We start from the raw sequence: 14523 nt of genomic DNA, 5'->3' as shown, positions 1-14523 counted from the left end.
GCTCGTTTTTGTTTCCGCGCTTGGCGATTCTTTTGACGTTTCGCCACCCGCTTTTCAAACCACTCCTCTTTTGCAATGGCTTTTTTGATCTGTTTTTTATACCCAGGTTTGACCTTGCGCTTTTTCTTTTGAATCTGCCCGGCCATTGCACCAGAGATTTTAGGCCCTTTATGACTGCGTTTTTTACGGCGGTTTCGGTCAAAGGAATCAACCACTTCGCCATTTTTAATTTCTTTTGGTTTGAACCTGATACCCATATCTTCCAAGGCCTGAATCTGTTCCTCTTCATCTGGTGAATAGAAGGTAATTGCCGTGCCTGGCAACCCCTTTCGACCAGTTCGGCCGACCCGGTGAATGAAGTAGTCCAGATCTTCTGGAATGCCGTCATTGATCACATGAGAAACACCATCGATGTCGATGCCACGAGCAGCTAGGTCAGTTGCAACTACAAATTGGAAGTCCAAATTTTGCACTTCACGCATGACACGTTTGCGTTGCCGAGCCGGCAAGTCACCATGAATCACCGCAACCTTTAACCCCTGGTCTTTTAGAAAATCAGCAATTTCTACTACTCGTTGTTTAGTATTAGCAAAGACCAGTGCCAGGTAGGGTTCGCCCATCGTTAATAACTTGTAGATCAACTCATTTTTGGAGTGTCCCTTGGTGGCAATCAGCCAGTTGTCAATCGTTGGACTAATCACGGATTTTACTGGGATCTCTTCAACTACCGGGTTTTCCATGTATTTCCGCAAAAATGGCCGCAACTTGGCTGGAATGGTTGCCGAAAAAACCATCATCTGCAAGTGCTTGGGCATCCGGGCTGCAATTTGGTCAACCTCTTGCAAGAAGCCCAGATCTAGCGTCATGTCAGCCTCATCAACCACGAATTGCTTTGCTGTGTGAACGTCTAAGACTCCATTCTTGATCAAATCACGAATTCGCCCGGGGGTGCCAATGACCAGTTCAGGCTGTTCATGGGTTAACTTTTCAATTTGGCGCTGCTTGTCAGTCCCACCAACGTAATTACCAATGTGCAGCTGCTCCGGACTGTGCTTTGCCAGCTGCTTAGCATCATTGTAGATTTGATAGGCCAGTTCCCGGCTAGGTGTTGTAATAACTGCTTGCACCTCATGGGCATCGGCGTCCAACCCGTCAAAAATCGGCAGTAAAAAGGCGTGGGTCTTTCCGCTACCGGTCTGTGATTGACCAACCACGCTCTTGCCTGCTCGAACGACGGGAATTAATTTTTCTTGAACCGCAGTGGGTTCGGTGAATCCAAGTTCATCGACAGCCTCAACCAAATAGGGTTTCAGCCCGAACTCTGCAAAAGTTTGACTCATTTTATTCTCCTTGTTTTGCCACCAGAGCATCTAGTTCTTTGACGACCTGCTTGATTTCATCGTCGTCATGAGCCACAGCACCGCTGGCTAATGGGTGTCCGCCACCGCCGTGCCGCTTGGCTAATTCATTGATCGCGGGACCCTTAGAACGTAGCCGAATGCGGAAAGTATGGTCCTTAGATTCCACGAAAATTGCCCAGGCCTTGACTTCTCTCAGCCGCCCCGGTAATGGCACAACAGCGCTCGTCGACTCGTCGCCTAGCTTAAAGGGTTCCAACACCTCGTCGCTCAACTTAATATAGGCTGCCCCACTTGGCAGGATCGTCAACTGATCATAAACGTAGGCTGATAACCGTGCTAGTGGGATTGAGATCTCATCTTCTTGTTCGTTGACATCACTGGCTGAAAAGTCAAACTTCATGAGCTCGCCAGCCACTTGCATCGTGTGCGGTGACGTTGCCGGATACATGAAGCGTCCGGTATCACCAACGATCCCGGCGTACAGGAGTCTTGCCGCTTCCCCAGTACACGTGAGCTGGTCCTTCATAGCTGTGTAAAAATCAAAAATCAATTCCGAAGTACTAGACGAGCTAGGTGCGACCCACATTGGATCACCAAATGGATCATCATTTGGATGATGGTCAATTTTGATCAATTGATCACCGGTCGTATAACGAGCATCGTCGACCCGCGGCTGATTAGCAGTATCAACAACGATTACCAACGCCCCTTTATAAACATCATCATCAATCGTATCCGTTTTACCTAACCAATCAAAGCCAGGATACTGCTTGCCAACTGAATAAACCTTTTTAGTGGGAAAACTGGCTCGTAAAATCGCGGCCAGCCCCATCTGTGACCCGATCGCATCCGGATCAGGTCGTTGATGCCGGTGAATAATGATAGTTTTATGCTGCTTAATTGCATTTAAAATATCAGTTTGAGTATCTAATAATGTCATGTAAAGTATCACCTTTCAACGCTTTTAGTCGTCTTTATAGTATAGGGGCTGGAACCAAGAAATACAAGGTGCGGGATTGACGCCTCAACGAAATTTAAAATTACTCAGCGAAATCTGCGTCGTTGCTGATCTTCAAACAGATCAAGCGCAATGTTTTCAAATGAAATCGGTGCTAAACCCGTTAAAGTAATTCCTAGTAACCGAATCCCTTCCGGACTCTCTGGCAGTTCGTTCATGATATTTTTGGCCATTTGAGCGTACACACTGGGATCATTTTCAATAAATTCCGTTTGCGTGCTGCGCTTAGTCTTAGTTCTAAAGTCACCATAGCGAACCTTTAAAACCAGTGTCCGGCCGTGCATCTGCTTACTCTTGACGACTTTTGCAACCTGCATTGCCAACTTGTCCAACTGCGTGTCGACTTCGCCACGAGTGGTCAAAAACGGCCAGTAAGTACTTTCATTGCCGATTGACTTACGTTCCCGCTGATACTCAACGGGTCGGTCATCAACCCCACGAACCCGCTGATAAAGAACTTCACCAAAACGACCAAATTTTTGAATCAGGTCGAGTTCGTGCCACTGATAAAGATCTTGACCATTATTAATATTTAGCTCATGCATTTTGGGTACGGTCTTCTTACCAACACCCCGAAACCTTTCGATGGGCAGCTGCATCAAAAAATCATGTGCGTCCCCCGCATGAATAATCGTAATCCCAACTGGTTTGCGGTAATCAGATGCCTCTTTAGCAAGAAATTTACTGTAAGAAATCCCGATGGAACTGGTTAAATGGGTCTGATCCCAAATTTCAGCCTGCAATTGAACGGCGAGTGCAACGGGATCGTCCAGGTTTAATTTATTCTTGGTGACGTCTAGATAGGCTTCATCAAAAGCCACCGTTTCAATAATATCCGTGTATTCATGAAAAATCCGGTGAATTTGATCTGAAATTGCTCGGTAATGGTGAAAGTTAGGGGTCACAAAGATGGCCTGTGGACAAAGTTTTAAAGCCTGTTGAGATGGCATGGCTGAGTGGACACCATATTGTCTTGCAACGTAATTAGCCGTGGTCACCACACCACGGCCGCCAGTTTGTCGTGGATCTCGAGAAATTACGAGCGGCAGCGTTTTATAGGCTGGGGTATCACGCTGCTCAATGGAAGCATAGAACGCATCCATATCGACGTGTAAAATTTGCCGGTCTGCTTTAACATGCACTGGATTATCCACTTTGATCCCCCCTTACAGCAAAAAAATCCCCCTACACGGGAGATTCAAGCCTACTTTTCAGCTTTTGGATCATCTGACGCTTCAGATGATTGATCCGAATCATCACTAGTCGATTCGCTCGGGGCAGCTGGTTGAGCTGACGCTGCCTCTGAACTCGCGTCCGTGGCTTCATCAGCTGAAGCCTGTGAAGCAGGTGCTTCACTATTTGACTTGGTATCCGTTGCTGCTGGAGCAACTTCAGCGGCTGCTGCACGTTGAGTCACTGTTGCAATAGCATTCATGTCAAAAACCAAATAAATACCGTCACAATCAAGTGTCACTGTGCGTGCTTCATTATTGATTTCATCAATAACACCGTGAAGCCGACCAATTGTAATAACGTGATCGCCCTTTTTCAACTGATTCAACGTATCTTGATGCTTTTTTTGTTGCCGACGTTGTGGCCGGATCATTAAGAAATACATCGCAACGATCATTACCACAATCAAAATTAAGCTGGAGTATCCTCCAGCACTTGAACCTGAACTTGCTAAAACGTTCAATACTTTCACCCACCTTTGTCTATTGTATAATTTAACAAAAATTCGCTTAAACGTCTATTAAATCTTAAAAGTTTTTTGGATTTGGCCGATTATAGCCATATTCTTCAAAGAAACGGGCACGGAAATCCACTAAATCATCAGCCATGATAGCCTGACGGACATCCTGCATGAGATGCAGTAAAAAGTATAAATTATGATAACTCGTCAACCGCATTCCGAAGCTCTCGTCCGCTTTGAATAGGTGCCGAATGTAGGCGCGAGTGTAGTTACGACACGTATAACAGTCGCACTGGTCATCAATTGGGTTGAAATCACGGGCGTATTTGGCATTCTTTACCGTCAAACGACCATGACTCGTCATGCAGGTTCCACGACGAGCAATCCGCGTTGGCAAGACACAGTCAAACATGTCAATACCGCGCATCACGCCATCGATCAGTGAATCTGGCGAGCCCACGCCCATCAGATAACGTGGTTTATTGGTTGGCAACATCGGGGTGGTAAAGTCTAGCACCCGGTTCATTTCAGTCTTTGATTCCCCGACGGATAAACCACCAATTGAATAACCGGGAAAGTCCATACTGACTAAGTCATTAGCCGACTGCCGGCGCAGGTCTTCATAACCGGCACCCTGAACAATTCCAAACAGCCCTTGCCAGTCGGGATTAGCATGCGCCTTAAGTCCTCGCTCGGCCCACCTAGAAGTACGTTCTACCGAATGTTTAATGTAATCATAACTTTCGAAAAACGGTGGGCATTCGTCAAGACTCATCATGATATCTGGCCCCAAGTCATTTTCAATCTGCATGGCCTTTTCTGGTGACAAGAAAAGCTTATCCCCACTGGCCGGATTCCTGAAATGAACGCCCTCTTCAGTAATGTTTCGGTTCTCTGCAAGTGAAAAGACTTGGAAGCCGCCGGAGTCAGTCAAGATTGGTTTGTGCCAATTCATAAATTGATGCAGACCACCGGCTTCTTTGACTAGGTCTTCACCCGGTTGCAGCCATAAGTGGTAGGTGTTAGCTAGAATAACACCGGCCCCCATGTCATCCAGTTCCTCGGGTGAAAGTGATTTTACAGTGGCCTGAGTCCCGACTGGCATAAACATCGGCGTTGGAAAGGTACCATGAGGTGTAATGAGTTCTCCCAGTCGGGCACCCGTGTGTTTCTCGGTTTTGATCAGGCGATATTTGATCGCTGGTTCCATACAAATTCCTCCATGATTAAACTAACAACGGCCCCTTGCACGTCGCAAAAGGTCGCCCTTAAAATCCTATTGACTATTTAATAAACATTGCATCACCAAAGCTAAAGAACCGGTAGCGCTCCTTAATGGCATGCTGGTAAGCGTTCAAAATGTTCTCACGACCCGTGAAGGCCGCCACCAGCATCACTAACGTTGATTTTGGTAGATGGAAGTTAGTGATGAAGGCATCAACTACCTGCCATTGATAACCTGGTTTAATGAAAATATCGGTCCAGCCAGAATCTGCATGGATCTCACCATGGAACTTAGTACCAATCGTCTCCAAAGTCCTGATTGAGGTTGTCCCGGTCGCAATTATGCGACCACCATTGGCACGAACGTCATTCAGTGTTTTAGCAGATTCTTCAGAAAGTTGGTAGAATTCGGAATGCATCTTATGGTCTTCAATGTTTTTTTCATCGACTGGCCGAAAGGTTCCAAGACCCACGTGCAAGGTCAGATAAACTAACTTAACACCTTTATCCTGCACCTTCTGTAGTAATTCCTTGGTCCAGTGAAGACCAGCCGTTGGTGCGGCTGCAGAGCCGGGATCTTTAGCGTACACCGTTTGGTAGCGCTCCGGATCATCCAGCTTTTCCTTAATGTAAGGTGGCAGTGGCGTCTCACCCAGTTTTTCAAGAATCTCCATAAAGATGCCATCGTAGTGAAATTCAATCATTCGGCCACCGTGATCCAGTTCTTTGGTCACCGTGGCAGTTAGTGCACCGTTTCCGAAACTGACAACCGTCCCAACTTTAAGTCGTTTAGCCGGTTTCATAAGCGTCTCCCATTCATCACCCTGGGTATTATGCAGTAATAGAACTTCTACGTGACCGCCCGTTGCTGGCTTAACGCCATAGATCCGGGCTGGCATGACTCGCGAATTGTTCATCACAACCGCGTCACCGGGGTTCAAATAATCAATAATATCATAAAAATGTTTGTCGCTCATTTCACCGGTTTGATGATCCAAGACCAGTAAACGTGACGCATCACGTTTTTTGATTGGAGTCTGGGCAATGAGTTCGTGTGGTAAATCATAGTCAAAATCTTCAGTTGTCAGTGTCATTGTGAGGATCCTTTCAGTTATGTTCCGGGGAGATGCCAAGGTGCTCGTAAGCTAGTGGTGTCACCATTCTGCCACGAGCAGTACGCTTAATAAAGCCCTTCTGTAACAGAAACGGTTCGTACATTTCTGCTACCGTATCCGTTTCTTCACCGATGTTGGCCGCCAGAGTATTTAAACCCACTGGTCCACCGTTATAAAAGCGAATCATAGTCCGCAGCAGTTTCAAATCAGTCTGGTCGAGCCCGTCTTCATCGACTTGCAACATTTTTAAAGCCTGTTGCACGATTGGCCGGTCAATTGAATCATGCTGATCAGAAACTTCCGCAAAGTCACGGATCCGCTTTAGCAATCGATTGGCGATTCTTGGCGTACCACGTGAGCGACGGGCAATCTCGTGCGCACCCTCTTCTTGAATCGGGGAATTAAGAATTCGCGCCGATCGCATGACGATCTCTTCCAGTTCGTCAGTATTGTAATAGGCCATGTGCCCCACGATACCGAACCGATCGCGTAATGGTGCGGACAACAAGCCCGCCCGAGTAGTTGCCCCAATCAACGTAAAGGGCGGTAATGGAAAATGCACGGGGTGGGCTGTTGGCCCCTGCCCGACAACAATATCGATGTAGAAATCTTCCATTGCCGAGTACAACATTTCTTCGACCACTTTTGGTAGACGGTGAATCTCATCGATAAATAAAACGTCACCCGGCTGGAGTTCATTTAGCAACGCCACCAAGTCGCCGGTCTTTTCGATCGCCGGACCACTAGTCGTTTTAATGCCAACCTGCATTTCACTCGCAATAATCATGGCGAGGGTTGTTTTCCCCAGTCCAGGAGGGCCGTAAAGCAGAACGTGATCAAGCGCTTCTTCGCGCTTTTTAGCCGCTCGAATATACACACTTAACTCCCGTTTCAGCGCGCTTTGGCCGATATAGGTCGCTAAACTGGACGGTCTTAATGATTGTTCAACTGAGGATTCAGCGTCATCCTTAGCTTCACCGGTGACGATTCGATCATCTTCAGTCATATAAGCACCCTCCATCCTAAGAACTTGACTTTACTTCGTTAATAATTTTAATGCTTTGCTCAGATATACATCCGTTGACAGATCAGGTTCCTTGACCAACGTTTTTTTCACTCGTGCCACATCGCGATCCTTATACCCCAAAGCGCTCAGTGCTTCCAGGGCATCGGCTAGTTCGGGATCATCTTCACTGATAACATCACTGGTTGGCAAGCTCACTTGACCAACTGGCGAAAAGTCAGCCAATTTATCCTTCAGATCCAAAACGATTTGCTGAGCCGTCTTTTTCCCGATACCAGGAAACTTAGTTAAGAAACTAACGTTGTTTTGACTGATGGCGTCTACGATGGCTTGTTGATCGCCATTTGCCAGAATTGCAAGGGCACTCTTAGCCCCAATACCAGACACCGCCAACAGTTTTTCAAACAACTGCTTTTCGCGTAACGAACTGAAGCCGTAAAGCGTCTGAGCAGTATCACTGATCGTTTGATGAACGTAGATCCTGATCAATTCGTCGCCAACCTCAAACCGAAAGGGATTCGCCACGTGAATCAGATAGCCAACTCCGTTAACGTCAAGCACCACGTAAGCTGGCTGAATATCGACAATGCTGCCATTTAAGTATTGATACATGTTAAATTGCTCCAGTTCTATCTGATCAAATTGATCTTTTTTAGGTAAACGTATGTTTGCTTAAAAGATTGTACCACGGTTTCGTACCAGTAAGCAAGACGGTAAAGATTCAGGAAAACCGGGCTCGATTTTAAAAAATTGAATCAAAATTAAAATTGGTAAGTATCAAACTGATTTCTTAACGTAGATGTAGTTAAATATATGACTCAATTTCGAAACTGTCCATGGTCTAACGTGCGTCAAAAATCGGATCCAGGCCATGCAAGTAAAGAGCGCCGCAGATTCCAAACCGGAATCGACGACGTTCTTTGATGACATTCTAGGATCTAACCGAGTTTTGCCTCGCTGCCTTACTTTCGAATATTAATTTTATCCGGCTTGACTGCTAATGCACCAATGCCGGCAAAGATGCCAAAGTAATAGGTGAGGATCCGCCAGAGTAACATTGCTAAAACTAATTTACTGGAATTCGTAATGTAACTGCTAAACAGCACGGTGAACGCGTATTCCGCCCCGCCAGAGCCACCAGGAATAGGGAAAATTGAAATCACCATCACGATCAGCACGTGCAGACAAGTAATCATCACAACGTTAGCCTGGGTATACCCTAGTGAGAGCATAATAAAGTACGGAACCAGGTAGTAACTCATCAGCTGAACGAACGTCACTAGGATCACCTTTAGCAAAAGCTTCCACTGACCAATCAACTGGACACTTTCAGCGTAAAATAGATCGATCTTGGTATCTAGCTTAGTCACCCACTCGTCCACCCGTTCTTTTTTGGTAAACCAACGAACCGGAATCATAACGAGCCGCATCAATTTCTTGGTGAACTGCGGCCAAAACATCACTAAAAACAAACCGACAATAACGCCAAAATGAACGACAAAGCCAAAGACAACAAACAGTGATAAGTAACTCATTTTACTAACCATGTAGTTAAATCCAATCAGTAGGGCAATCAAAAAATTAATGACGATCATTGCTTGGTACACAATAAACTTCATCAACAAAATCGAACTGGCACGGCCACCATCGATGCCACTTTGCAGCATCGCAATCAGTTGCGCCGGTTGACCACCAGAAGAAAACGGTGTAATACCGTTAAAAAGCTGCTCAATCAAAGGAATGCGCAGCGCACTTTTAAACGAATACTGACCGATTCGTTCATCGACGAAGACTTTAACAACCATGCCTTCAAGGCCGAAGTACAGTAACATGCACAAAATGGCAACTAAAAGCCAGCCCAGGTGAATGGTTGTAAAATCACGAATTAAAATATTTAGTTTAATGTCACGAAGCGAATAGCCAAAAATCGACACCCCTAATAACAAGATGAGAAATAAGGCAATTTTATTACGTCTAGACATGTCTATTATCCTTTTTTAGCCTGTTCAGTGTAGAACTCCAACCAGATTTTTGCTAACCGTTCCTCAGAATAATAGTTAGCAGCTTGCTTCGCCTTATCTTTTAAAGCTGCAAGCGCTGATGAATCAGTGCTCAAGTGCAGGATGATTTTTTCCATCTCATCAACGTCTTTTGCACCCGCATAATCACCTTGAATAATTGAATGGTAAAGATCAAGATCTCGCAGTAAAACCGGTGTGTGCGTACTGAACGCTTCCAAGACCGACATCGGAAACAACTCATTGTAAGAGGGTAGCAAAAAAAGGTCAGCCATATTATAGTAGTCAACCAATTTATCACGGTCAATGATTCCCGGGAAACTGAGGTTAGCTGGTGGATCATCAACAATTTCTTTGAGTGCCTCATACCCGTCTGTTATCCGACCAAACGAAAAGCCACCCGTCCAGATAAACTGCATTTCCGGATGGCGTTTGGCTAATTCGATAAAATCAAAAACGCCCTTTCTGACTTGAATCTGACCAGAACCAAGAATCGTAAACTTAGCCGGGTAACCATACTGCCTTCGCAGCTGTTCCTTGGTAGATTCATCCGCTGGGTGGAAGGTTTCAGAACTCACAAAATTCGGAATGTACGTGATTTGGTCCTGATTGATACCATACGCTTCCAGTTTCGGGATGAATGATGGATTAACCACCACCAGCTGATCCATCCGTTTGTAAAAGGCAATCACATAACGGTAAAAAACTGCCTTCGCAATTTTGGGCAGCTTTAGACTACCTTCAAGCGTTTCGGGCAGAAAATGAACGAAACCGATTTTACGTCCGCGACCCGGCATAAACGTTGATAAATAATAGGAAAAGTTAACCGTGTGATAGTGGCTGATATCAGACCGACCATATTCATTGATATGAATGTCCAGCTGATCTGCTTCGCGAGTCTTTAAAAGGTGGACCAATTCGAGGTAGACACTACCGACCCCTTGCCCTTTGACTGACGCTGCTGCTGAAAACATAGTAATCTTTAACATAGCCGACTCCGTTTCTAAAGGTTAATTGCTGATGTCCGCCGAATTCTCACTACTATCTTCGTAACTTAGCTGGGCATCCTGATAAAATTCCACCACTTTTTCGCCAAAGGCTTCACTTGATGAAGCCCTTAACGTGTCGTGCAAAGCTTGTTTGTTCATGATTTTTGGGTGCTTTAAATAATAAATCAGTTGTTTGACCATTTCGTCATCAGTCTTAAAAGTCGTCCCCAAGTCAGGATCTTGAAGCAGTTCATCAGTGTATGGACTGCTCTTAACAACGATTTTGGTGTCAGTGGCCAAAGCCTCGATGTACGTTAAACCTTGAGACTCAGAATCAGATGCTGAAGCAAAGAGCGTAGCGGCATGGTAAAAGGCCGCAACCTCATTATTATTGATCTCACCAGTAAAAATCACGTGTTCATCCAATCCCAAATCGTGGGCCTGCTGCTCAAGGTCCTCCTTGGCTGGTCCATCACCAACGATCATCAAGTAGGCGTCTGGTATCTGCTGCAAAATCGTCGTAAATCCGTCAATCAACGCCTTGATGTTTTTTTCGTAAGCCACCCGACTCAATGACAGCAGTAACGGTGCGGACGCAGGAACGTGGTATTTATCACGGACGTCCAGCTCCTCGTCGTTTGGTGCGTACTGATCCAGATCAATACCCGTTGGGATAACTCTAATTGGCACCTGAACACCATAGCCAGTTAGCTTGTCTAAAACCCGATCACTAGGCGCAACAACACCGTCCAAATGCGAGCAAAAAGCAAGCGTCATCTGTTTCACGTGCACCGGTTTAAGAATTTTACCGTTAGCAACGTAGTGCAAATAATCTTCATACATTGTGTGATAAGTGTGCAAACAAGGAATTTTTAGTGCCCTAGCAACAAACTTGCCAATTAATCCCATTGAAAATTCCGTTTGGGTATGAATCACATCCAAATTGAGTTCCTTTGCTAACTGATAGGCGTGTAAAAGACCCCTAAAAGCAATTCGGCGGTCAGTAAAAGAAACGAATGGAATACTAGGAAAACGAAAAATATTACGCTCGTAGACATCCTTTTCGACGTGTGGATCGGTGGTTGTAAAAATGTAGACTTGATGACCTTGTTTTTCCAGCTCATGACGCAGTGTCTTAATTGAAGTTGCGACACCGCTCACTTGAGGGAAGTATGTGTCCGTAAATAAACCAATGTTCACGACTATCCCCCCAAACTTTAAATCCGTTTTCTTTAATGAAGACAATTATATTGGTTAGCCTATCGGAATGCAAGGCTTGAAGTTTACCTTAGAAAAGACATAACCATTCACATGACAGGTTAGTTACTTAGTTAACTAACTTTAACGTATCGTCGTAGCCCGTGCAATAACCTTTGAGTTTTCTTAATATTTATATTTAATCTAAAAACTAACATTATTACTTAAAAAATGACGAAAAAGATTTTAAGTTAACAAAATGATGCAATAGCGGTGTTTAATCTGATCATGACTGCTCATCGAGTGACTGGTTTTCAACCCTGCCCAAACAAAAAAAGCTAATCAAGTCGAATCCGACTTGATTAGCATTCGAACATCTTACAATTAAGTTTTAAAAAACGGTTTCATCCACTAATCGGATTACATCGTCATTAGTCTCAGCTTCAACGGCCTTTTGCGCCAATTCAGCCATTTTGGTTGAATCAAGCCGGCGAAATAGCGCCCGTGTCTTCAAAATACTGGTAGCACTCATGGAAAATTCGTCAAGCCCCATACCAACTAGAATTGGTACGGCAATTTGATCCCCAGCCATCTCACCACACATCGCAGCCACTTTACCCTCCTGATGACAGGCATCAATAACCTGTTTAATGAGGCGTAAAATAGCTGGATTATACGGTTGATACAGGTACGAGACCCGTTCGTTTGTCCGGTCAGCCGCCATTGTATAGCCAATCAAATCATTGGTCCCGATACTCATAAAATCAACTTCTTTAGCAAATTGATCTGCTAAGACAGCAGCGGCGGGAACTTCAACCATAATACCGATTTTGATTTGCCCGACCGAGGTGCCCTGGTCGATCAGCCGTTGTCGTTCCTCTAGGTAAACTTGTTTAGCCTGCCTGAACTCTGCCAAAGTCGCAATCATTGGAAACATGATCCACAGATTACCAAAAGCGGAAGCCCGGATCAACGCCCGTAATTGGGTTCGAAAAATATCTTTTCGGGTCAAACTGATTCGAATCGCTCGATAGCCCATAAACGGATTCATTTCATTGGGCAGCTGCAGATAGGGCAAGCCCTTGTCACCGCCGATATCCATGGTTCGTACGACCACCGGCTGATCGCTGAGTTTAGCGACCACTGACCGATAGGCCTCAAACTGCTGGTCTTCAGTAGGCCAATCATCAGTGTTCATATACAGAAATTCACTGCGAAAAAGCCCAATACCATCTGCACCATTATCAATTACAGCTTGCAGGTCATCCGGTGTGCCAATATTAGCAGTGATTAAATGAGAAACGCCATCCTTCGTCAAGCTCTGGGCGAATTTCAGCCGCCGCCATTCGATTCGCTGCTCGGCGTAATCAGCAGCGGCGCTTTGATAACTTTGAATCTCTTTTGCATTTGGCGCATCAACTGCTCGGCCATGTAAGCCGTCCACGATAACTGTGTCGCCCGTCTTAATGGTGGCAGTGGCATTTTGCACACCAACCACCGCTGGAATCTCTAACGTTCTAGCCATAATGGCAGAGTGGGACGTCCGCCCGCCAACGTCAGTAATGAATCCCTTGACGAAACGGCGATCTAACTGAGCGGTATCACTGGGTGTTAAATCATGAGCAATAATGATCACTTCATGGTCAATTAAAGCCGGATTAGGCAATGTAACCCCCAGCAAATTAGCCATGACCCGTTTTGTAATATCCTTAACATCACTGCTGCGCCCCTGCATATAGGGATTATCAGCCATGTTTTCAAATAGGTTAATATAATCATTAGTGACGCTCGTTAAAGCAGCTTCAGCGTTCATCTTTTGATCGCGAATCAATCGCACGATTTGTTTGATCAATTCGGGGTCTGATAAAATTTCAAGGTGCGCATCAAACACTGCTGCTTCATGCGCACCCATCGTTTTAACGGCGTTAGCTTTGATTTGGGTCACTGCTTTTTTTGCCCGCACCAGTGCACTCGATAGCCGGGTGACTTCAGCTTCAACGTCCGTAATTTTAGTTTTAGAATAGGAAAGGTCAGGATCAACAAGCCGGTATGACTTGGCAATTGCAATGCCATCACTGGCCGCAATACCATTAAGCACCTGACTAGACATTATTCTGAGAGGCCTTCTTCTTTCATGGTCTTAGCAACGTCTTCCATGGCCTCTGTTTCGTCATCGCCGTCAGCTGAGATAGTGATCTCCGTGTTTTGACCAACACCTAATGACATGACACCCATAATTGACTTTAAGTTAACTGACTTACCGTCGTATTCAAGGGTAATGTCTGAGTTATACTTGCTGGCAGCTTGTACCAATAACGTTGCTGGACGAGCATGAATCCCAGTTTCTGCAGTAATCCGAAAGTTCCGTTTTTCCATAATGATCAATCTCCTTTATGAGCTAAAAACAAATTGGGCTATTTTCTAGGTGATTTCATAAATAACGGTTTTGTGAAATCTATCGAAAACGCACCTTTATCCTAAGAATATCAATTTATGTGAGAAAATACAAGCGCCAGCGGATATTTCATCAACCGCTTTCATTCAATAATTTATTGCGTTTGCTCATGGTCATAGTGGTAAATGATCTGACCATTCTTCTCGGCACGACCAACGACACGCTTACGCGACTCAAAGTTCATGTACGCCCGTTGAAACGCCATAAAGTCCTTTGGTTCAACCGTGAACTCGTTTAATTGGCCAGCTTTAAGTTGGGCCATTAAATTGGCATAGTCCTCAGCCATAGCTGTCACCTCCACACGAATTAATTCCTCAGCAACCAATATTTTACCATAAAATAACCTCTTTTAATGGGTTTTCCAAGATTTTTGCCGTTCCAAACAAATGACTTGCATGATTTTCTAAAATGCAGTACAACTTTAATTGA

At 45.0% G+C, this 14523-nt stretch carries 14 protein-coding genes; all 14 read right to left on the bottom strand.

Going from position 1 to position 14523, the window contains the following annotated elements:
• Positions 1-1340, bottom strand: a 1340-nt coding sequence (locus GM612_RS04990) for a DEAD/DEAH box helicase (RefSeq protein ID WP_155431270.1), incomplete at its 3' end; no start/stop codon positions are given.
• Position 1341: 1 nt separating this feature from the next.
• On the bottom strand, positions 1342-2301 hold the full coding sequence (locus GM612_RS04985) for a DHH family phosphoesterase (RefSeq protein ID WP_155431269.1): 960 nt from the start codon (positions 2299-2301) through the stop codon (positions 1342-1344).
• Positions 2302-2405: 104 nt separating this feature from the next.
• Positions 2406-3533 (bottom strand): DNA polymerase IV, encoded by a 1128-nt coding sequence (gene dinB / locus GM612_RS04980; RefSeq protein ID WP_343031809.1) that lies wholly within the window; start codon positions 3531-3533, stop codon positions 2406-2408.
• Positions 3534-3583: 50 nt separating this feature from the next.
• Positions 3584-4075, bottom strand: coding sequence for a preprotein translocase subunit YajC (yajC, locus tag GM612_RS04975; RefSeq protein WP_281349215.1), 492 nt, complete (start codon positions 4073-4075; stop codon positions 3584-3586).
• A 64-nt stretch (positions 4076-4139) separates the two neighbouring features.
• Positions 4140-5282: a tRNA guanosine(34) transglycosylase Tgt gene (tgt, locus tag GM612_RS04970; protein WP_155431268.1), complete on the bottom strand. Its 1143-nt coding sequence runs from the start codon at positions 5280-5282 to the stop codon at positions 4140-4142.
• Positions 5283-5355: 73 nt separating this feature from the next.
• The gene (gene queA / locus GM612_RS04965) at positions 5356-6390 is read right to left on the bottom strand and encodes a tRNA preQ1(34) S-adenosylmethionine ribosyltransferase-isomerase QueA (protein ID WP_155431267.1); all 1035 of its coding nucleotides are present in this window, start codon (positions 6388-6390) and stop codon (positions 5356-5358) included.
• Positions 6391-6403: 13 nt separating this feature from the next.
• On the bottom strand, positions 6404-7417 hold the full coding sequence (ruvB, locus tag GM612_RS04960; protein ID WP_155431266.1) for a Holliday junction branch migration DNA helicase RuvB: 1014 nt from the start codon (positions 7415-7417) through the stop codon (positions 6404-6406).
• Positions 7418-7447: 30 nt separating this feature from the next.
• Positions 7448-8047, bottom strand: coding sequence for a Holliday junction branch migration protein RuvA (gene ruvA / locus GM612_RS04955; RefSeq protein ID WP_155431265.1), 600 nt, complete (start codon positions 8045-8047; stop codon positions 7448-7450).
• Positions 8048-8397: 350 nt separating this feature from the next.
• Entirely contained in the window at positions 8398-9417 is a 1020-nt protein-coding gene (locus tag GM612_RS04950) for a lysylphosphatidylglycerol synthase transmembrane domain-containing protein (protein ID WP_155431264.1), read from the bottom strand.
• A gap of 5 nt (positions 9418-9422) precedes the next feature.
• Positions 9423-10442 (bottom strand): glycosyltransferase family 4 protein, encoded by a 1020-nt coding sequence (locus tag GM612_RS04945; protein WP_155431263.1) that lies wholly within the window; start codon positions 10440-10442, stop codon positions 9423-9425.
• Positions 10443-10463: 21 nt separating this feature from the next.
• The gene (locus tag GM612_RS04940) at positions 10464-11642 is read right to left on the bottom strand and encodes a glycosyltransferase family 4 protein (RefSeq protein ID WP_343031808.1); all 1179 of its coding nucleotides are present in this window, start codon (positions 11640-11642) and stop codon (positions 10464-10466) included.
• 388 nt (positions 11643-12030) lie between these two features.
• Positions 12031-13749, bottom strand: a complete 1719-nt coding sequence (ptsP, locus tag GM612_RS04935; RefSeq protein ID WP_155431261.1) for a phosphoenolpyruvate--protein phosphotransferase — start codon at positions 13747-13749, stop codon at positions 12031-12033.
• On the bottom strand, positions 13749-14015 hold the full coding sequence (locus GM612_RS04930) for a phosphocarrier protein HPr (protein WP_155431260.1): 267 nt from the start codon (positions 14013-14015) through the stop codon (positions 13749-13751). The genes ptsP and GM612_RS04930 overlap by 1 nt, the downstream gene beginning before the upstream one ends.
• A 173-nt stretch (positions 14016-14188) precedes the next feature.
• Complete coding sequence (locus GM612_RS04925) at positions 14189-14380, bottom strand: hypothetical protein (protein WP_155431259.1); 192 nt, start codon at positions 14378-14380, stop codon at positions 14189-14191.
• Between the last annotated feature and the right edge of the window lie 143 nt (positions 14381-14523).

Source organism: Secundilactobacillus folii, assembly GCF_009720675.1.
Taxonomy (GTDB): Bacteria; Bacillota; Bacilli; order Lactobacillales; family Lactobacillaceae; genus Secundilactobacillus; species Secundilactobacillus folii.
The sequence above is the reverse complement of the archived record's forward strand: the minus strand, read 5'-3'. Positions and strand labels throughout refer to the sequence as shown.

Bases quoted from the DNA above. Each gene is read 5' to 3' on its own strand.
- GM612_RS04985 (WP_155431269.1), bottom strand. From the start codon at position 2,301: ATGACATTATTAGATACTCAAACTGATATTTTAAATGCAATTAAGCAG.
- tgt (WP_155431268.1), bottom strand. From the start codon at position 5,282: ATGGAACCAGCGATCAAATATCGCCTGATCAAAACCGAGAAACACACG.
- queA (WP_155431267.1), bottom strand. From the start codon at position 6,390: ATGACACTGACAACTGAAGATTTTGACTATGATTTACCACACGAACTC.
- ruvB (WP_155431266.1), bottom strand. From the start codon at position 7,417: ATGACTGAAGATGATCGAATCGTCACCGGTGAAGCTAAGGATGACGCT.
- ruvA (WP_155431265.1), bottom strand. From the start codon at position 8,047: ATGTATCAATACTTAAATGGCAGCATTGTCGATATTCAGCCAGCTTAC.
- GM612_RS04950 (WP_155431264.1), bottom strand. From the start codon at position 9,417: ATGTCTAGACGTAATAAAATTGCCTTATTTCTCATCTTGTTATTAGGG.
- GM612_RS04945 (WP_155431263.1), bottom strand. From the start codon at position 10,442: ATGTTAAAGATTACTATGTTTTCAGCAGCAGCGTCAGTCAAAGGGCAA.
- ptsP (WP_155431261.1), bottom strand. From the start codon at position 13,749: ATGTCTAGTCAGGTGCTTAATGGTATTGCGGCCAGTGATGGCATTGCA.
- GM612_RS04930 (WP_155431260.1), bottom strand. From the start codon at position 14,015: ATGGAAAAACGGAACTTTCGGATTACTGCAGAAACTGGGATTCATGCT.
- GM612_RS04925 (WP_155431259.1), bottom strand. From the start codon at position 14,380: ATGGCTGAGGACTATGCCAATTTAATGGCCCAACTTAAAGCTGGCCAA.